At 72.8% G+C, this 18,629-nt stretch carries 13 protein-coding genes and 1 pseudogene; 2 read left to right on the plus strand and 12 right to left on the minus strand.

Translation table 11 applies throughout. The features are described from left to right. Nucleotide 1: 1 nt before the first annotated feature. A complete protein-coding gene (locus OG361_RS01675) occupies nucleotides 2–2,251 on the minus strand; it encodes a sulfatase-like hydrolase/transferase (RefSeq protein ID WP_405851463.1) in 2,250 nt (749 codons plus the stop codon). Nucleotides 2,252–2,519: 268 nt separating this feature from the next. Next, the gene (locus OG361_RS01680) at nucleotides 2,520–3,962 is read right to left on the minus strand and encodes a carboxylesterase/lipase family protein (RefSeq protein ID WP_405851464.1); all 1,443 of its coding nucleotides are present in this window, start codon (nucleotides 3,960–3,962) and stop codon (nucleotides 2,520–2,522) included. Between the two features lie 208 nt (nucleotides 3,963–4,170). On the opposite strand from OG361_RS01680, the gene OG361_RS01685 reads away from it, so the two are divergent. Together OG361_RS01685 and OG361_RS01690 are read left to right on the plus strand one after the other, a co-directional pair. Next, on the plus strand, nucleotides 4,171–4,536 hold the full coding sequence (locus OG361_RS01685; protein ID WP_384574291.1) for a hypothetical protein: 366 nt from the start codon (nucleotides 4,171–4,173) through the stop codon (nucleotides 4,534–4,536). 206 nt (nucleotides 4,537–4,742) lie between these two features. Further along, complete coding sequence (locus OG361_RS01690) at nucleotides 4,743–5,945, plus strand: serine hydrolase domain-containing protein (protein ID WP_405851465.1); 1,203 nt, start codon at nucleotides 4,743–4,745, stop codon at nucleotides 5,943–5,945. Between the two features lie 343 nt (nucleotides 5,946–6,288). Here OG361_RS01690 and OG361_RS01695 read toward each other — a convergent pair whose 3' ends face one another. The 10 genes and pseudogenes from OG361_RS01695 to OG361_RS01740 all read right to left on the minus strand — a co-directional run bounded on the left by OG361_RS01695 (nucleotide 6,289) and on the right by OG361_RS01740 (nucleotide 18,602). Beyond that, the gene (locus OG361_RS01695; protein WP_405851466.1) at nucleotides 6,289–7,776 is read right to left on the minus strand and encodes an alkaline phosphatase family protein; all 1,488 of its coding nucleotides are present in this window, start codon (nucleotides 7,774–7,776) and stop codon (nucleotides 6,289–6,291) included. 282 nt (nucleotides 7,777–8,058) lie between these two features. Then, nucleotides 8,059–8,300, minus strand: a pseudogene (locus tag OG361_RS01700) (transposase); the annotation flags it as partial. Nucleotides 8,301–8,836: 536 nt separating this feature from the next. Continuing rightward, nucleotides 8,837–9,328, minus strand: coding sequence for a DUF4440 domain-containing protein (locus OG361_RS01705; RefSeq protein WP_405851467.1), 492 nt, complete (start codon nucleotides 9,326–9,328; stop codon nucleotides 8,837–8,839). Nucleotides 9,329–9,418: 90 nt separating this feature from the next. After that, the gene (locus OG361_RS01710; protein WP_405851468.1) at nucleotides 9,419–11,734 is read right to left on the minus strand and encodes an arylsulfatase; all 2,316 of its coding nucleotides are present in this window, start codon (nucleotides 11,732–11,734) and stop codon (nucleotides 9,419–9,421) included. Next, on the minus strand, nucleotides 11,731–12,678 hold the full coding sequence (locus tag OG361_RS01715; RefSeq protein ID WP_405851470.1) for a formylglycine-generating enzyme family protein: 948 nt from the start codon (nucleotides 12,676–12,678) through the stop codon (nucleotides 11,731–11,733). The genes OG361_RS01710 and OG361_RS01715 overlap by 4 nt, the downstream gene beginning before the upstream one ends. Beyond that, complete coding sequence (locus OG361_RS01720; RefSeq protein ID WP_405851471.1) at nucleotides 12,675–14,693, minus strand: dipeptide ABC transporter ATP-binding protein; 2,019 nt, start codon at nucleotides 14,691–14,693, stop codon at nucleotides 12,675–12,677. Before OG361_RS01720 ends, OG361_RS01715 begins: the two co-directional genes overlap by 4 nt. Then, nucleotides 14,690–15,565, minus strand: coding sequence for an ABC transporter permease (locus OG361_RS01725; protein WP_405851472.1), 876 nt, complete (start codon nucleotides 15,563–15,565; stop codon nucleotides 14,690–14,692). The genes OG361_RS01720 and OG361_RS01725 overlap by 4 nt, the downstream gene beginning before the upstream one ends. Nucleotides 15,566–15,567: 2 nt before the next feature. Further along, a complete protein-coding gene (locus OG361_RS01730) occupies nucleotides 15,568–16,512 on the minus strand; it encodes an ABC transporter permease (RefSeq protein WP_405851473.1) in 945 nt (314 codons plus the stop codon). Nucleotide 16,513: 1 nt separating this feature from the next. Next, nucleotides 16,514–18,121: an ABC transporter substrate-binding protein gene (locus tag OG361_RS01735; RefSeq protein ID WP_405851474.1), complete on the minus strand. Its 1,608-nt coding sequence runs from the start codon at nucleotides 18,119–18,121 to the stop codon at nucleotides 16,514–16,516. A 409-nt stretch (nucleotides 18,122–18,530) separates the two neighbouring features. Beyond that, nucleotides 18,531–18,602, minus strand: a complete 72-nt coding sequence (locus tag OG361_RS01740; protein ID WP_329625827.1) for a putative leader peptide — start codon at nucleotides 18,600–18,602, stop codon at nucleotides 18,531–18,533. Between the last annotated feature and the right edge of the window lie 27 nt (nucleotides 18,603–18,629).

Here is an 18,629-nt window from a genome sequence, read left to right on the forward strand (position 1 = left end):
GCTACCCGACCGTGACGTGCGCCAGGGCCCAGGACGTGTGGTCGAAGGACGTCCTGGCGTTGGCGTCGGCCACCTCCAGGCGCAGCACACGGACTCCCCGGACGTCCACGTCCACCGGTACGGGGCCGGTGGCGGCCGTCAGGGTGGGCGTGGTGACGAGGACGCGGTCGTCGCCGTAGACGGTGGCGCGGGTGGCGCCGACGGAGCTCTGGGCGGCCGAGAAGTCGTCGATGCCGACGAGCGCGGTGAACCGGTCCCCCGCGCCGCCCAGGTGGAAGGCCACGTCGCTGTACGCGTGGGCGCCGAGGCCCTTGGCGTACGTGGTGCCGCCGAAGGCGATCGGGGTGCCGTCGCCGGCCGCGTTCCTGCCGTTGGAGCGGTCGCGCTCGACCGGGCCCCAGCCGTTGACGGCGTGGATCCACGGCAGGTCGGAGAGGTAGCCGTCCCGGGTGGGTGCCGGCGGCGGGGTGGTGACGACGCCGTCGGCGGCGTACCGGACGGCACCTCCGGGCGCGAGGGCGGTGCCCTCGGCGGTCAGCGTCCACGGGGTGGCCGAGGGGGTGCCGGTGGGCGGGGTGACCTGCCAGGCGGCGGCGAGCCGCGCACCGGGGGCGAGCTGCGCGACGGCGGTGGGCGTGGTGGCCCGTACGGTCCAGCCGGCGGGGGCGCGCAGGGTGACGGCCGCCGAGTTCCAGGCCCGTGCCGAGCCGTTGGAGAGGGTGGCGGTGACGGCGAACGTCTGCCCGGGCACGGCGAGCGGGGGCACCGTGAGCGCCGTCCCGAAGGCGGTACGGGGGTACTCGTCCCGCCAGGAGGAGCGCATCAGCGCGACGAGTTCGGCGACCCGGGCCGGGTATCTGGCCGCGAGGTCGGAGGTCTCGCCGAGGTCGGTGGCGAGGTCGTACAGCTCGACCTGCCACTGGTCGTCGGGGAGGGCGTGGTCGCGGACCGGGGCGAAGCGGACGGCCTTCCACCGGTCCTTGCGGAGCCCCTCGGCGAGCCACGTGGAGCGTTTCCGGTCCTGGGCGTCGGCGCGGCTCGTGACGCCCCGCTCGTCCCTGAACCAGTAGAGGTGGTCGTGGCGGGCCGCGTTGCCACCCCCGGTGAGGAGCGGCGCGGCCGAGAGGCCGTCCACGTCGGAGGGTGCGGGCGCGCCGCCGAGTTCGGCGAGGGTGGGGAGGAGGTCGGTGAGCGGGGTCGGCCGGTCGCTCGTGCCGGGCAGGACCCGGCCGGGACCCCAGGCGACGAGCGGGACGCGTACACCGCCTTCGTACAGGTTGCGCTTGTATCCGCGCAGCGGCCCGTTGGCGTCGAACAGGTCGGGGTTGACCCCGCCCTCCTCGTGGGGGCCGTTGTCGCTGGTGACGAGGAGGACGGTGTCGTCCGCCAGTCCGAGGGCGTACAGCCGGTCGACGACGTCGCCGACGAGGGAGTCGAAGAGACCGACCTGCGCGGCGTGGCCCTTGTTGGCGGTGGTCCAGGGGCGGGAGGCGTAGGCGCCGGTGTCGGGGATGTCGCTGGGGGCGTGCGGCACGGTCGGGGTCAGCAGGAGGAGGAACGGTTCGGCGGCGTGGCGGTCGAGGAAGTCGAGGGCCCGCTGCCGCAGCAGGTCCGGGGCGTACGCGCCTTTGGCGCCGTCGGCGTTGGCGGGGACGGGTTCCTTGGCGCCGTTGTGCCAGAGGTAGGCGGGGTAGTACTGGTGGGCGTGGCCGTGGTCGATGTAGCCGTGGAACTCCTCGAATCCCCGGGCGTTGGGGTGGCTGTCCTGGTCGGCGCTCTCCGGCCCGAAGCCCCACTTGCCGATCACGCCGGTGCGGTAGCCGCGCGCCCTGAGCAACTGGGCGAAGGTGGTGTCGGCGGCGGTCAGGGAACCCTGGGCTCCGGACGGGTTGGCGCGTACCGTCGCGTGGCCGGTGTGCAGACCGGTGAGGAGCGAGCAGCGGGACGGGGCGCAGACGGCCGCCGTCGAGTAGGCGTCCGTGAACCGCAGCCCGTCGGCGGCGAGTTCGTCGATGCGCGGGGTGGAGATGAGCTTCTGGCCGTACGCGCCGAGCTCGCCGTATCCGAGGTCGTCGGCGAGTACGACGATCAGGTTGGGCGGGCGGGTCGTGTCCTCCGGCACGGCAGCCGCTGCCGGCCCGGCGGCGGCTGCCACGGCACCGGCCGCCGCCCCGACGGCACCGGTCGCGGGCAGGGCGCCGAGGCCGAGGGTGGCAGTGGAGCCGGCGAGGAATCGGCGGCGGCTGGGCATGGCGGGGGCTCCTTCGACGGGGCGACGGGCGTGCTGACGGAAGGTCAGAACACCTCCGGAGCCCCGGTGGTGCTGCTCGGGGCCCACCGTCGATCATCGAGGCGCCCGCCCCTGGCGGACCATGCACAGCGCATGAAGAACGTGTGACACGGCCTCCGGGGACGGCTGCCGCACCCGGTCCCAGCAGGCACCTCCCCTGCCCCAGCAGCTACCTCCCCCTATCCCGGCAACTGCCTCACCCAGCCCCCGGCGGCCGCCCCGCCCGGTCTCAGTCGAGCCAGATCGCGCGGACTCCGCTCAGGGGGTCCTCGGCGATCCGGGGCTCGGCGTCCCAGATCATCGTGGCGCGCCCGCCGGACGTGTAGCGCGGCCAGTCGGCGCCCGGGTCCTGGTGCGTCACGAAGGCGACCCAGGCCCGGTGCACGGCGTCGGCGAGAGCGCGCGGCGGCGTGTCCCCGGCGACGGGCGCGACACCTTCGGCATCGAGGACGTCGAAGGCGAAGGGCAGGTCCAGACAGTGGAAGGAGAGCCCGAGGAGCGGCGAGCGCCAGGTGAACTCGTAGAGCCAGGTGGGTCGTTCCCGCGCGGCGCGGGCGTCCGCGACGGCGAGGTTCGGGGCGCGGAAGGTCGCGTCGGTCAGCGCCTGACCGAAGAGGAGGGCCTCTCCGCCTTCCTCGTACGCCTTGGTGAAGGCCTCGGTCCGGCCGACGTCGAGGCCGAGGCCGCCGAGCAGGACGGGCAGCGGCGGCCCCTCGGGGCCCGGCGCGGGGATCATCGTGAACTCGTGCTCGGTGAAGCCGAGCATCAGCGGCACGTCGGCTCCCGCCTCCCCCGACGTGAGGGCGTCCTGCACGGGTACGGGGATCAGTTCGCCGTCCGCGAAGGGGGCGAGGGCCAGCAGCGCCGGCACCCCCTCGCGGTCCGGGCCCTGCTCGGCCAGCCGGTCCTGGAGGGCGAGGATCTCGTCGTCGCCGAGGTCGCGCAGGGCGGCCACGGTGGCGGGGACGCCGGTGCGGGAGGTGAGGAGCCGGGAGACGGCACGGGCGACCTCGGGGCCGTCGGGCCGCAGGGCCGCGCCCGAGACGGAGATCGCGGCGCGGAACAGGCCCTGCGCCGAGGGCACCGCGAGAAGGGTCTGGACGGCGCCGCCGCCCGCCGACTGCCCGGCGACGGTGACCTTGGCCGGGTCGCCGCCGAAGGCCGCGATGTTGTCGCGGACCCACTCCAGGGCGGCGATCCAGTCCCGTACGCCACGGTTGTCGGGGGCGTCCTCCAGGTGGAGGAAGCCCTCGATGCCGAGCCGGTAGCCGAGCGAGACGACGATGACGCCGTCGCGGTTGAAGGCGGCGCCGTCGTACCAGGGGCTGGCGGCCGAACCGGCGACGTAGCCGCCGCCGTGGATCCAGACGAGGACCGGAAGCCCTGCCTCGGGGTCGGCGTCGGGGGTGAAGACGTTGAGGTTGAGGACACCGTCGCCCGGGATCGTGGGCTCGGGAATGATGACGACCTCGCCGAAGGGGCGGCGCTGGGCGGTCGGGCCGTACGCGGTGGCGTCGAGCGGCTCCGTCCACGGCTCCGGCGGCACGGGCGCGGCGAACCGCAGGTCGCCCACCGGGGGCTGCGCGTAGGGGATGCCCAGGAAGCGGAGGCTGCCGTCTGCGCGCCGCTCGCCGCGGACGGGCCCTCGGGCGGTGGTGACAGTGGTGCTCATGCGGTGCTGCTCCTTCTGCGCGGGGGCGACACGGGGCCGGGGAAGGAGCGTGCCACCGAGCACTTACACGTGTCAATCCCGTGAGCGGGACGAGCAGCGGCACCACGGACGCCGACATCCGGACACCCTCCTGGGCACGCCCCCGGGAGCGGCGTCCCCACCTCTAGACTTGGAACGACCTGCACGTGGAGGGGGAAGGCGGCGTGCGATGAGGTGGGACCCGGATGCCGTGGTCGGGCTGCTCGTCGTGCTGTTCGGCGCGGGGCTCATCACGGCGGGTGTCGTCTGGAAGGGGCGCGCCGTGCGGCCGTTCGCCGCTTCCCGGGCGCGGTCCGTCGCCCAGCGGGAGTACGCCCGCGATCTGCAGCGGGCGGCCGACCAGGTGATCACGACGGCCCGCCGCTCGGCCGGCGAGGGCGAACCGGCGATCGTCACCGTCGAGGCCGTGGTGCGGGTGACGCGCGAACGCTACGGCTACACCGGGGTGGAGCGCCGGCACGCGGCCGCTGCGCTGCGGAGACGGTTCGAGTACGGGCGGTGCGCCGTCGACTGCGTCACGGACGCCTACGGGTAGGGGGCCCGGCGCACTCCGGTCGGCCGGGCAAGGGGGCAGGTGCGGTGCGCGGGGGGGGCGATTCCGGCCGGGCCGGGGTCGACCGGCCCGGTGCGCGCGGCTCCGAACGAGTGGACTCGCCGGAGCGCGTGACGCACGGGGCGCCGTCCCCGGGACGCGAGTGGTGATGTTGCCGTCCGCTCCCCGACCTGAAGAGGCGCCCCCACATGCGACGCTCCCCCACCCGACGTCTGTTCGCCGCGGCGCTGCTCGTGGCGTCCGTGCTGGCCCCGATGGCCGTGGCTCCCGCTCCGGCGGTCCACGCCGCCGGCGTCGGCCTGCACGACAAGGACGACTGCCCGCCGGGCGGCCTCGGCCCCGAGGTGAACGCCCGGCTGGACAAGGTCATCGAGGACATCCGCAAGCAGGCCGGGATTCCCGGCGTCGTGGCCGGACTCTGGATGCCGGGCAAGGGGAGCTACGTCCGCGCGACCGGCGTCGCCGACACCGTGACCCGTGAGCCGATGGCCGCCGACTCGTACATCCGGATCGGCAGCGAGACCAAGACGTTCACGGTGACCGCGCTGCTCAAGCTCGTCGACGACGGCCGGATCGGGCTGGACGACCCGATCGCCGACTACATCCCCGGCGTGCGCAACGGTCACCGGATCACGCTCCGTCATCTCGCGGAGATGCGCAGCGGCCTGTTCCCGTACACCTCCGACGCGGACTTCGATCACGACCTGCTGAGCGACCCGTACCGTTCCTTCACCCCGGAGGAACTGCTCGCGTACGGCATGAAGCACAAGAACACCTTCAAGCAGGGCACGCAGTTCGAGTACTCCAACTCCAACCTGATCCTGCTCGGGCTGGTGGTCGAGAAGGTGAGCGGCCAGAAGCTCTCCGACTTCATCCGCAACCGGGTGCTCCGACCGGCGCACCTGCGCGACACACTGTTCCCGGAGGGAACCGAGTTCCCGGAGCCCCACTCGCACGGCTACACCGACCAGACGCTGAGCGGCGAGATCGAGGACGCCACGGACTGGAACCCCAGCTGGGCCTGGGCGGCCGGGGCGATGATCTCCAACCTGCACGACCTGCGCCACTGGGCCGAGGTCGTGGCCACCGGGAAGCTGCTCAGCCCCGAGACGCAGGCGCAGCGGCTCAAGACGCTGCCGACCGGCTTCCCCGGCACCAGCTACGGCCTCGGCATCTTCGAGACCGAAGGATGGATCGGGCACAACGGCTCCCTGCCGGGGTACGAGACCGTGACCGTCTACCTGCCCTCGCAGAAGGCCACGCTGGTCCTCATGCTCAACACGGACGCCCGCCGCGTCGACAACCAGGAGCCGTCCACGCTGCTCGCCCGAGCGATCACCGAGGTCGTCACCCCGGACAACGTCTACGCCGGCGGGATCACCCCGCGCTAGGGCGTGTGTCGAAAGTAGCGCCGTCTGCCCGAAGGGCAGGCCCGGCGGTGTCCGGTGCGTGCGATCGCAAGGCGGAGGGTCGCCCCGATACTGGATGTATCGGGGCGATCCCGACAACGCGGCGAGCGTGCGTGCCGGGCGCCGCCGGGCAGGCGGGACTTTCGACACACGCCCTAGGACTTGTCCGGTCGATCACGGCACCCTTCCCGACAGAGTCGGAGACGGCACGGGACCATCCCCGCGAGTGCGGGGGCCCGGGTCGGGGACATGAAGGGGCCGGGGAGCGGCGGTGATCCGCTCCCCGGCCCTTGTCTCACGTCACCGGAGGTGACATGACCTCAGCTCACGGCGTGAGGCTGACCTGGTCGATGGTCCAGAAGTAGCTGTTGGTTCCGGTGTAGCGGAACCGCAGGCGGGCGTTGGTGGCGCCGGCCGGGACGTTGACGGTGAACTTCTCGACGGTGTTGTGGTCCGTGCGGTAGGACTTCAGCAGCTGCGGGGTGCCGCCGTTGTAGGAGATGTAGACGTCGCCGGTCTGCGGGCCGTCCACCTTGTAGTGCGTGGCGTAGGAGACGGTGGCCTGGGCGCCGCCGGTCACGGCGAAGGCCGGGCTGATCAGGGTGGAGTCGAACTGGCCGGGGTTGTGGGTCTTGTCGTCCCACTCGTCGGAGTCGGCGACGGCGAAGACGTCACGGGCGCGGACGTTGGTCTCGCGCTGCTGGCCGAGTGAGACGTTGGTCCAGAACTCGTCGGTGGCGAAGGACCAGCCGCGCCACTCGGTCACACCGCCGGCCGGCATGGCGGAGTTGTCGATGCTCCAGCCCGAGGGCGCGGTGGTCGTCCAGCCCTTGACGGTGGAGGGTATGCCCGTCTCGTCGACCCGGGTGTTCAGGGAGGGGCGCAGGGAGTCGAAGGCGTCGGGGGTCAGGGCGGAGACCGCCTTGCCGTCCAGGTTCCACGCCGGGTTGGCGGTGACGCCGAGGTGGGCCAGGACGGTGGGGGCGATGTCGCTGACCTTGACGTCGTAGCGGGTCGAGCCCGCTGCGAAGCCGGTGCCCTTGGCGATGACGAAGGTCTGCCGCTCCTGCGGGGTGTTGCCGCCGTGACCGCCGCCGTCGGTGTGGCCGTGGTCGGCGGTGATGATGATCTGCCAGTCCTCGTCGGCGTAGGTGGCGCGGGAGGTGACGGCGTTGAGTATCTGGCCCACCTGGGCGTCGGCGGTGTTCAGGGCGGCCAGGTACTGGGAGGACGCGGCGCCGTAGCTGTGGCCGGCGCCGTCGACGTCGTCGAGGTGGACGAAGGTGGCGTCGGGGTCGGTGGTGGACAGCTTGTTGACGGCCGTCGTGGTGGTGTTGGCGTCGCTGACGCCCCCGAGACGGGTGTCGACGGCGGAGCCGAAGACCTTGGTGGGGATCGGGCTCCAGGTGCCGACGACCAGGGTGTTCAGCGCCGGGTTCGCGGCCTCCAGACGGGTGGCGTAGTCCGGGTACTGCCCGAAGTTCGGGGAGGTGAAGTTGTTGTCCAGGACGTTGTGCTTGTCGGGCCACACGCCGGTGGCGATCGTGGACCAGCCCGGGCCGGAGTAGGTGGGGGCCATCGGGTTGGCGTACAGGTTGCTGGTGGCGGTCATGCCCGCGGCCATCAGGCCCTTGACGTTGGGCATGCTCGCCGGTGCGAACTTGGCGAAGGTCGCGCCGTCGATTCCGATCACCAGCGACTTCGCCCGCTTGACGGTCACGGCGGCGTCGGCGTGCGTTGCCGCGGCAAGCGGCAGGGCAGTGAGCACCACTGTGGCGGCCAGGGCGGTGCGCAAGGAACGGGGCAGATGCACGAGTTCTCCCTCAGGAGTGGGGTGTGAGGACGACCGGTTCACGTCCGGACGAGACGGAGCCTGTGCCGAGCCGGCGAGCGCCATGCTGACGTAACCCGCCCTGGAGGTGAACAGCACCCGCACTTTCGGTTCAGACCCGTTATGTGTTCGTGATACCGACGGCACCTGCCGCAGGCAACAACGAATCCAGCACCGACCACTGCCCATCAGAAAGATCCCCACGCGCCACACCGTGATCATCACGGCAGGAGACGGGAACCGGAACCCGACCTAGAACACGCCTTTTGATGCGGTAGGCGGTGGGGACTTTCGGGCGCCGGCCGCGTGGTGATGGGCACGGATCGAGGTGGAATCAACCGAGACGTCCCAGTCGATCTCACCCGCGGCATCGGCCTGGGTCTGCACCTGCTGGAGAAACTGTTCCCAAGTTCCGTCGGCCGACCGGGTCGATGGCGCTCGTAGATGGTCTTCCACGGCCCGTAGCGTTCAGGCAGGTCACGCCACTGCACTCCGGTCCGCCAGTCACACAAGAGCCAACGAACCAGTGGGCGACATGGGTGCGGTCAACACCTGCGATGCCACCAAGCCAACCCCGGCTCTGCCGTTGGCTCGTGATGCGTGCGCCCGAGGAGCATCGCGTCCAGGCGCTCTACCTGCGCCCGGAGTTCGCCGGCGGCCCTCGGTGGAAGCATGAACAGAGCCTCTTGCAGCTTGTCCCGGGCCCAACCCTCACCGCAGCACGGGCAGGTGAATTCAGCCTCCCACTGCCTCCACCGGCGCTTCGTGCCGTGAACACGCACGGACCACACGCTCAGCGCCACTGCCACGATGCCCGGAGACAATCGTTCCCGTTCGAGCACACGGACGGCAGCATTCGCCGCTCCCGACAGACCTGGGATATCGCGATACCGCACCCAGGGGCTTCCCCAGCCGCGTGTCCGCGACCGAAGCAAGGCTGGTGTTCTACGAGGCACGGCCCCTTCGGATGCAAGTCATGGACGACATCCTTCCACAGCCCATGATCGGCCGGACAGGTCCTGGTCGGAAACGTCGGAAACTCCTAGGGGGTGTCGGGTACGGGCGTTCCCTGGTGGTAGTACATCCGCAGGCCGCCCATGCCGCCTCCACCGCCGTCCGCACGGCCCCCGCCGTCCGCACGGCCCTCGCCGTCCGCCGTCCCCGGACCGCGCCGCCACAGTGAGCTGCGCCGGGCCCGGTGGCCGTCGCGGACGGTCTCGTACGTGAGGTGGACGAGTCCGGGGGCGAGCAGGACGCCCGTGAAGGCGGCGGGTTCGTAGCGCGGGCCGTCCTCGGCGCTTCCGGCCATCTCGGGGAGCGCCGCGAGCATCTCCTCGTACGTCCAGCGTCGACCGGAGGCTCCGACCTCGACGAACTCGGGGTCGAGGAGTTCGGCGGCGAGGGCGCGGGAGAGACGTACGGCCGGGTCCAGGAGGCGCAGTTCGCCCGCCACGGCCTCGGCGATCTCGGGGTCCCGGGAGTCGGTCGCGTCGGCGCCGGTGCGGGGCGCGGGCTTCCGTCGGTCTTGGGTCATGAGGGCATTGTGGCCGGTCGGGTGGGGGCAGGCCCGGGAATTTCCCCCCGACCCCGGCCCCGGCCCCCGCCCCGGCCCACCCCCGTTCCGTCACTCGAAGGCCGCCGCCGCCTCCTTCAGCGCCGCCGCGACCGCCTCGGGCGCGTCGGGGCCAGGGGCTCCGGGCCGGTAGGTGACGGAGCGGAGCCGGCCGGTGAAGCGGAAGGAGCGGTGGCGTTCGAAGAGCGGCCACGAGACGGGGGACTTGCGGTCGATTCCCACGCTGATGCCCTGGAAGGGGGCCATCCCGACGAGCTGGTGGACGCTGTCGGCCGCGGCCCGCCGCTCGCCGTCCACGGCGACGGTGAACCGCCAGCGGAGTCCCTCCTCGGCCGTGGCGGTGAGCAGGATCTCGTGCGGGCCCCCGGTCAGCGGGCCCGCGTCGGTCTCGTGGAGGCGGCCGTACTCGTTGTACGCGAAGGTCAGGCGGCCGTTCTCGACGTACAGGCTGTAGCCGCCGCCCTGGTCGCCGTGGGAGACGAGGACCCCGTCCCCGGTCTCGTCGACGGCCACGGCGATCTCGAAGGAGCGCAGGGAGACGAGCCGGGAGGAGCGGTAGCGCTCCAGTTCCGGGGTGCCGGGCAGCAGGGTGAGAGGGCGGGAGAGGCGTTCTTCGGCGGGGTGGCGGCGGGCGAGGGCACCGCTGTGGTCGGGCAGCGGGAAGACGCCGTTGCGCCAGGCGGCCTCCTCCCAGGCGGCTGACAACTCCTTGACGAGTTGGGGCTGTTCGGCGGCGAGGTCGTGGATCTCGGTGGGGTCCGCGCGGATGTCGTACAGGGCCCATTCGGCGTCGTCGTAGGGGGCGCCGGGCCGGTGGAGGGTGACGAGTTTGCGGCCGTCGCGGTAGTGGCTGCGGTTGCCGGTCATCTCGCAGTACTGCTCGGGGTGGGTCGACGCGTGGGCGGGGTCGGCGAGGACGGGGGTGAAGCTGGTGCCGTCGAGCTCCTGGAGGGGGACGCCGCGTCGGCTCTCGGGCCGCGCGAGGCCGGCGAGTTCGAGGAGGGTGGGCGCGATGTCGGTGACGTACTGGTACTGGGTGCGCGGTCCGGTGGCGAGCCTGCCGTCGCGGGTCCCCTCGGGCCAGGAGAGGACGAAGGGCACACGGACGCCGCCCGCGTAGGTGTGGCCCTTGTAGAGGCGGAAGGGGGTGTTGGAGGCCATGCCCCAGCCGCGCGGGTAGTGGACGAGGCTGCGGGGGCCGCCGATGAGCTCGGGGTCGCGGTCGACGTCGGGGTCCCAGTCCCCGGGGAGGCGGGGGTGGTGGACGAAGCGGCTGAAGTAGGAGCGGGTGCCCTCCGCGCCGCCCTCGCCGGTGCCGCCGTTGTCGGAGGTGAAGACGACGATGGTGTTGTCGAGTTCGCCGAGGGCGGCGAGGGTCTCGGTGAGGCGTCCGAGGTTCTGGTCGATGTTGTCGACGAGGGCGGCGTAGACCTCCATGTAGCGTGCGTAGAGCCGCTGCTGATCCTCCGTCAGGGAGTCCCAGGCGGGTACGTCGAGTCCGGCCTCGCTGTTGCGGGCGGGGAGTTCGGTGCCGGGCGGGAAGAGGCCGGCGGCGAGCTGGGCGGCGAAGCGGCGCTCGCGCAGGGTGTCCCAGCCCTCGTCGTAGCGGCCGCGGTGGCGGGCGATGTCCTCGGCCTTGGCCTGGAGGGGGCCGTGGACGGCGTTGTGGGCGAGGTAGAGGAAGAAGGGCTTGTCGGGGTCGTGGGCGCGCAGCGACTTCACCATGGAGATCGCCCGGTCGGTGATGTCGTCGGTGTAGTAGTAGTCGTCGGGGAACTCGTCGATGTCGAGGGGGCTGTTGTCCCGGACGAGCTGGTGCGGGTGGAAGAGGCTGGTGAGGCCTTCCAGGACGCCGTAGTACTGGTCGAAGCCCTTCTGGAGCGGCCAGTTGGCGCGGTCGTCGGCGGCGTTGGAGGCGGAGTCGCGGACGAGGTGCCACTTGCCGACGGCGTAGGTGGCGTATCCGGCGTCGTGGAGGAGTTCGGCGAGGGTGGGGATGTCCTCGGCGATCTCCATGCCGTAGCCGGGGAATCCGGGGTCCGCGTTGGCGACCATGGCGTAGCCGACGCGGTGCGGGTTGAGGCCGGTGAGCAGGGCGGCGCGGGCCGGTGAGCAGAGCGGCATCGTGTGGTAGTTGGTGAGCTGTACACCGCCGTCGGCCAGCCCGTCGAGGACCGGTGTGGGGATCTCGGAGCCGAAGGGTCCGATGTCGCTGAAGCCCATGTCGTCGACGAGGACGACGACGATGTTCGGGGCCTTGGCGGGCGGGGTCGTACGGGTGGGCCAGGCGGGTTCGGAGTCGGCGAAGGTGCGGCCGACCCGGCCCGGGAAGCCCTCGTAGGGGTCGCGGCGGGGAGCGGTGCTCATCGGGGTGCGGGTCCTTCCGGGAAGAGCGTGCGGGCGGTGCGGAATCCGCCGTGGCCCGTCGAGGAGTCGGGGGTGTTGTGGGAGCGGGCGGCGACCCGGTAGCGGTTGCAGTAGGAGGCGTGGCAGAGGTAGGAGCCGCCCCGGATGACGCGCTCGGCCGGACGGGCGGAGGCGCTCGGGCCGAAGGCGTCGGCGCACCACTCCCAGACGTTGCCGGAGGTGTTGTACAGGCCGTGGCCGTTGGGGGCGTACGCGGTGACGGGCACGGTGCCGACGCGTCCGCCGGGGCGTTCGGAGCGGTGCGGGAAGGTGCCGATCCAGGTGTTGCACATCTCCCGGCCGCCGGGGGTGAGGTCGTCGCCCCAGGGGTAGCGGGCGCCGTCGAGGCCGCCGCGGGCCGCGTACTCCCACTCGGCCTCGGTGGGCAGCCGGACGCCCGCCCAGGTGCAGTAGGCGAGGGCGTCGTCGTGACTGATGTGAACGACGGGATGGTCGGCCCGGTCTTCGAGGCCGGAGCCGGGGCCCTCGGGGGCGTGCCAGGCGGCCCCGGTGACGCCGAGCCACCAGGGGGCCTGCGGGACCCTGCCGAGGACGTGACCCTCGGCGGCGGGGTGGAGCAGGAGGTGGAAGACGAAGGAGGAGCCGAAGCGTTCGGCGTCGGTGCGGTATCCGGTGGCCTTGACGAACTCCGCGAACCGGGCGTTGGTGACGGCGGTGGCGTCGATCGCGAAGGCGGCGACCGTGACCTCCCGTACGGGTCCCTCGCGGTCGGCGCGGTACCCCTCGCCGAAGGCGTCGCCCATGCGGAAGGTCCCGCCGGGCAGCTCCACCATGGGACCGGGCGGCGGGGCGGTCCGTACCGTCGGCGGCGGGAGCAGGTCGACGGCCCGAGCGGCGCCGGCCGCTCCCGTACAGCCGCGTCCCGGGGTGCAGCAGGCGCTCACGCGGACACCGCCCCGGCGGGGACCGGCACTGACGCGGCTCCGGATGCGGACGCGGATGCCGATGCGGACACGGGCACGGGTACGGGTTCGGGCGCGGCGGCCAGCAGCGCGCGGGTGTACGGGTCGCGGGGGTTCTCGCACAGCTCGTCGGCGCCGCCGGTCTCGACGATCCGGCCCTCGTGCATGACGGCGATGCGGTGGCTGACCTGGCGGACGACGGCCAGGTCGTGGGCGATGAAGACGAGGGCGAGTCCCAGATCGCGCTGGAGGTCGGTGAGGAGCCCGACGATCTGCGCCTGGACGGAGACGTCGAGCGCCGAGACGGGTTCGTCGCAGATGAGGACGGTGGGTTCGGGGGCGAGGGCGCGGGCGATGCCGACGCGCTGACGCTGGCCGCCCGAGAAGGAGCGCGGGTGCCGGTCGGCCGCGGCGGGGTCGAGGCCGACGAGCCGCAGGAGTTCCGCGACGCGCCCGGCGCGCTCGCCCGGGGTTCCGATGCCGAAGGCGCGCAGCGGTTCGGCGACGATCTCCCCCACGGTCATACGGGGGTTGAGCGAGGCGTACGGGTCCTGGAAGACCATCTGGACCCGGCGGCGTACGGAGTGCAGTTCGGCCCGGCCGGGGCGGGTGATGTCCCGGCCGTCGAGGAGGATCCGGCCGTCGTCGGCGGGATCGGCGTGGGCGAGGACCCGCGCGAGGGTGGATTTGCCGGAGCCCGACTCACCGACGACACCGAGGGTCTCGCCCGCCGCGAGGGTGAGGGAGACGCCGTCGAGCGCGGTGAGGCGGCGGCCTCGTGCCCCGCGTCCCCGGTAGGTCTTGACGATGCCCTCGGCGGCGAGCACGACGGCGCCGGGCGCGGGCCGGTCGATCCGTACGGGCGGCGGGGGTGGCGGCAGCGGTTCGGTGCGTTCGGCGGCGGGGAGGCAGGCGGCGCGGACGGTGTCGGTGACAGCGGTGAGCGGCGGGGCGCCGGTGCGGCAGCGGTCCTCCACGAGGGCGCAGCGGGCGGCGAAGGCGCATCCGACGAGAGGCAGGCTGAGGTCGGGCGGGGTCCCCGGGATGCCGGTGAGCCGGGTGCCGGAGGGGGCGGAGAGGCGGGGCACGGCGGCGAGCAGACCGGCGGTGTAGGGGTGTCGGGGGCGGGACAGGACCTCGGCGGTGGGGCCGTCCTCGACGACGGTGCCGCCGTACATGACGAGGACGCGGTCGCAGGCGCGGGCGACGACGCCCATGTTGTGGGTGATGAGGACGAGTGCGGTGCCGGTGGTGCGGGTGAGTTCGCCGAGGAGGGTGAGGATCTGGTCCTGGACGGTGGCGTCGAGGGCGGTGGTGGGTTCGTCGGCGAGGAGGATGTCGGGTTCGCCGGCGAGGGCCATGGCGATGAGGACGCGCTGGCGCTGGCCGCCGGAAAACTGGTGCGGGTGGTCGTCGAGGCGGCGTTCGGCGTCGGGGATGCCGACGAGGCGGAGGAGTTCGACGGCGCGGGCGCGGCGGGCGGCCTTGCCCCGACGGGGGGCCTTGTCGCGGCGGACGGTGCCGTCCGGGCGAGGGGCCTCCTCGCGGCGGACGGTGCTGTCGCCGCGGGGGGCCTCGTCCCGGCGGACCGTGCTCTCGCCGCGGCTCGCGGCCGTGGTGCGTCCGTCGTGGGCGCGGAGGACCTCGTCGAGGTGGCGGCCGACGGTGAGGACGGGGTTGAGGGCCGTCATCGGGTCCTGGAAGACCATGCCGATCCGGGCTCCGCGTACGGCCCTCAGCTCGGACTCGTCGGCGGTGGCGAGGTCCTGCCCGTCGAGTCGGACGGAGCCGCCGCTGATCCGGCCGGTGCCGGGGAGCATCCGGAGCAGCGCGAGTGCCGTGGTGGACTTGCCGGAGCCCGACTCGCCGACGACGGCAAGCGTCTCTCCCCGGCGGAGCGTGAAGGACACGTCGCGGACGGCGTGCAGCGACCCTCCGTCGGGGGTGGTGAACTCGACGTCCAGTCCCTGGACTTCGAGGAGCGGCGGGGTGGTCATCGGCGTATCTCCCGGTTCAGTGCCTCGGCGGTCAGGGAGAGGCCGAGGACGAGCACGGTCACGGTCACGAGCGGTCCCGCGGCGAAGTGCGGGGCCTGGGCGAGATAGGGCATCGACTGGCTGAGGACCGCGCCCAGGGTGGGTTCGGGGGGCCGGACGCCGACGCCGAGGAAGCTCATGGCGCCTTCGATGAAGACGGCGACGGTGAGGGAGACGGCGATCTGGACGACGAGCGGGTCGGCGGCGTTGGGCAGGACGTGCCGGGTGAGGATCCGGCCGCCGGAGGTGCCGCCGACGCGGGCGGCCGTGACGTACTCCCTGCTCCGCTGGACGAGGATGCCGGTGCGGAGCAGCCGTCCGAAGACGGGGATCTCGGCGAGGGCGATGACGAGGATCACGGGCAGCCGGCCCGGGCCGAGGATCGCGGTGACGGCGAGCGCAAGGATGAGTCCGGGGAAGGCGAGGACCAGGTCGAAGGCGCGCTGGACGACGGTGTCGGCGATCGGGTGGGCGGCCGCGGCCAGCGCGAGGAGGCAGCCGAGGACGGCGCCGAGCGGGACGGCGACGGCGATGATGCCGAGGTCCGCGCGGATGCCGTGGAGGAGGCGGGCGAGGAGGTCGCGGCCGAGGTCGTCGGTGCCGAGCGGGTGGCCGGGGGTGCCTGGTCCGGCGAGCGCGAGGGCGCTCTGGTCGGTGGGGCCGTGGCCGGCGAGGAGCGGGGCGAGGAGCCCGGCGAGGACGACCAGGCCGACGAGGGCGAGGCCGGTGCGGCCGCGGGCGGTGGCGAGGGCGGCCCGGTAGGGGTGGAGAGTCCTACGGGCCCGGGCCGTTTCCACGGTGGCTGGGGACGGTGTGAGAGCGCGGGTTGCCATGGTCACTTCCACCTGATCCGGGGGTCGAGCCGGGCGTGGACGAGGTCCGTGAGGAGCTGGACGAGGACGAAGACGGCGACGAGGAGCAGCAGGAGGTCCTGGACGACCGGGTAGTCGCGGCGGACCAGGGCCTGTTCGGCGAGTTGGCCGAGGCCCGGCCAGGCGAAGATCGCCTCGACGAGTACGGCGCCGCCGAGGAGGTGGCCGGTCTGCATGCCGAGGAGGGTGACGACGGGCGGGAGGGCGTTGGGCAGGGCGTGGTGCCAGAGCAGGCGGCGGGGGGCGATGCCCGCCGCGGTGGCGGTGCGGACGTAGTCCTCGGCGAGCGCGCGTTCGATGCTGTCCTTGAGGTAGCGGCCGAGGACGGCGGCGCTGGGCAGGGCGAGGCAGAGGGCGGGCAGCAGCAGGTACTGGACGCCGAGGTCGGGTGCGGTGAGGAGCGGGACGCGTCCGCCCGGGGGCAGGACGCCGAGGAGGACGGCGAAGAGGAGGACGAGGAGCACGCCGGTGACGAAGGGCGGTACGGCGAGCGCTCCCGTGGTGAGGACCCGAACGGTGCCGCGCAGCCAGCGGTTGCGGGAGGTCGCGCCGACGATGCCGAAGACACCGCCGAGGACGACGACGAACAGCAGGGCGCCGAGGGTGAGTTCGACGGTGGCGCCGATGCCGTCGCCGATCAGGTCGGCGGTCTCGCCGCCGATCGCGTAGGAGGGGCCGAGGTCGCCGGTGAGGAGGCCGCCGATCCACCGCGCGTACTGGGCGGGCAGGGGATCGTCGAGGCCCAGCCGGGCCCGGATGGCCGCCTCGGTCTCGGCGCTCGCGTCGGGTCCGGCGAGGACGGCCGCGGGGTCGCCGGGGACGAGCCGGAGGACGGCGAAGGCGAGGAAGGAGGCGAGGAGGAGGACGAGGAGGGCGGAGGGGAGCCTCCGCAGCAGGTAGCCGCGCATCTCAGCCCGCCAGGTAGGCGTTGTCGAGGTTGAGATAGGAGAACTTGTTGAGCGTGACGCCGTGGAGCTTCCTGGCGGAGACCTGGACGGCGCCGCGGATGGCGAGGTCGATGATGAACGCCTCGTCGAGGAGGGTGTCGGTGATCCGCTGCCGGAGGGTGTTGGCGCGGGCGCCGTCGGCGGACGTGGTCCAGGCCTCGCGGACGACCTTCGTGTAGGCGGCGGAGCGGTACTTGGAGGTGTTCTTGGCCTCGTTGAAGGGGTAGGCGCTGACGGCGAGGGTGGACGGCTGGACCTGGGCGAAGCCGTGGCTCATCGTCCAGAGGCCGGGCATGTTCTGGGAGATGAGGTTCTTCTGGGCGGTGGCCGGGTCGGTGGGCCGGAGGGTGACGTGGACGCCGATCTGCTTGAGGTCGTACTGGACGGCCTCGGCCACCGCCGTATCGCCGGGCAGGTTGATGTGGAGGAGCGGCAGGTCGAGGCGGGTGTGTCCGGCGGACCTCAGGAGCTCGCGGGCCTTGCCGGGGTTGTGGGTGTAGTGGGTGCGGCCGGCTTCGGTGAAGGCGGGCGAGGACTTGGGCCAGGGGGTGGCGGAGGCGAGTCCGTAGCCGCCGAGGACCTGCTTGAGGATCCGTTCGCGGTCGATGGCCCAGGCGAGGGCCTGGCGTACGGTCTTGTCGTTCAGCGGGGCGACGGTGGTGTTGACGCCGAGGTACACGGCTCCGCCGCCCGTGGAGTACTCGCTGATCGCGAGCTCGGGCGTGGCGGCGACGACGGCGAGGTTCTTGCCGGGGACGCTGAAGGAGAGCTGTGACTGCCCGGTGCGGAGGGAGGAGAGGAGCGCGTCGGCCTGGGGCACGACGCGGAGTTCGACGCCGTCGAGGTAGGGGCGGCCGGGCTGCCAGTACGACTCGTTCCTGGTGAGGCTGAGGCCGGAGCCGGGGCTCCACTCGGTCAGCCGGAAGGGGCCGGTGCCGTTGAGCTTCTTGCCGGTGACGGCGGACTCGACGCTGCCCGGATCGGTGATGATCATGAACTCGAAGAGGTCGAAGAGGTTGTTCACCGGGTGGGAGAGCTTCAGGACGAGCTGGTGGTCACCCCGCTTCTCGAATCCGGTGACGGCGGCGGCCGTGGCCCTCAACTGGGCTGCCCTGAGCGGGTTCTGAAGGTTCTTGACCGCGAATATCACATCGTCCGCGGTGAAGGGCCGGCCGTCGTGGAAGGTGACGCCGGTGCGCAGGGTGAGGCTGATGCTGCGGCCGTCCTTCGCGTACTCCCACGAGGTGGCGAGTTCCGGCTGAGGATTCAGCCCCTCGTCGTAGCGGGTGAGCGTGTTGTAGATCAGCCGGTGCTGGAGGGACTGGCCGCTCTGGGCGAAGAGCAGGCTGGGCGTGAAGTCCGTGTTGACGGCCACGGTGAGGGTGCCGCCGCGCCGGGGCTCCGCGCCCGCCCCGCCCGCCGGGGCCCCGTCCGCCGAGGCTCCGGACTCGGAGACCGCCGAGCGGCAGCCCGCGAGGCCGAGCCCGAGGAGCAGGGCGCCGCCGCCCGCGGCACGCAGGGTGGTGCGCCGGGAGGGAGCGGTGGACGTGGAGGGGTACGACTCGGTCATCGTTGCCTGCCTGTGAAAGGGATCGGAGGCCCGCGGGTCGCGGCTATTACTTCCGCTGCGGGAGGAATGAGGAGCGCCGGACGCGCGGGGAAGGACGGAGACGCGGTACGGGGCGGGAACGGCGACGCCGGGTGCGGCGACACTGGGTGCGGCGATTCGGAGTGCGGCGATTCGAGGATGCGTTGCCGGGTACGGCGGAACGGCCGCCCGGCGGCCGGGACGACAGGGTGCGCCGATCGTCGACGGGGTGCGCCGATCGTCGACGGGTGACGGCGGAGTGACGGCGGGCGGCCCGAGAACGACGGGTCGGACGCGGCCGGAAGGTCAGCGGCGCCGGGCGGCGTTCAGCGGAGGCCGGCCGCTGCGGGCGGACCGACGCGGCGAACCGCTCGGCCGCCGGCGCGAGGGATCAGACGCGGACGGCACAGACCGCGCTGGCCTGTCGACAGAGGTCGACGTGCCTGCGGGAGATGAGGCGCATGTCCGGATTCACGGGAGCAATATGACA

Origin of the sequence: Streptomyces sp. NBC_00090 (genome assembly GCF_045160815.1) — a bacterium.
Classification (GTDB): domain Bacteria; phylum Actinomycetota; class Actinomycetes; order Streptomycetales; family Streptomycetaceae; genus Streptomyces.

What these genes read in the sequence shown, in the direction of transcription:
- OG361_RS01675 (WP_405851463.1), bottom strand. Translation starts at nt 2,251, where the DNA reads ATGCCCAGCCGCCGCCGATTCCTCGCCGGCTCCACTGCCACCCTCGGC.
- OG361_RS01680 (WP_405851464.1), bottom strand. Translation starts at nt 3,962, where the DNA reads ATGAGCACCACTGTCACCACCGCCCGAGGGCCCGTCCGCGGCGAGCGG.
- OG361_RS01685 (WP_384574291.1), top strand. Translation starts at nt 4,171, where the DNA reads ATGAGGTGGGACCCGGATGCCGTGGTCGGGCTGCTCGTCGTGCTGTTC.
- OG361_RS01690 (WP_405851465.1), top strand. Translation starts at nt 4,743, where the DNA reads ATGCGACGCTCCCCCACCCGACGTCTGTTCGCCGCGGCGCTGCTCGTG.
- OG361_RS01705 (WP_405851467.1), bottom strand. Translation starts at nt 9,328, where the DNA reads ATGACCCAAGACCGACGGAAGCCCGCGCCCCGCACCGGCGCCGACGCG.
- OG361_RS01710 (WP_405851468.1), bottom strand. Translation starts at nt 11,734, where the DNA reads ATGAGCACCGCTCCCCGCCGCGACCCCTACGAGGGCTTCCCGGGCCGG.
- OG361_RS01720 (WP_405851471.1), bottom strand. Translation starts at nt 14,693, where the DNA reads ATGACCACCCCGCCGCTCCTCGAAGTCCAGGGACTGGACGTCGAGTTC.
- OG361_RS01725 (WP_405851472.1), bottom strand. Translation starts at nt 15,565, where the DNA reads ATGGCAACCCGCGCTCTCACACCGTCCCCAGCCACCGTGGAAACGGCC.
- OG361_RS01730 (WP_405851473.1), bottom strand. Translation starts at nt 16,512, where the DNA reads ATGCGCGGCTACCTGCTGCGGAGGCTCCCCTCCGCCCTCCTCGTCCTC.
- OG361_RS01735 (WP_405851474.1), bottom strand. Translation starts at nt 18,121, where the DNA reads ATGACCGAGTCGTACCCCTCCACGTCCACCGCTCCCTCCCGGCGCACC.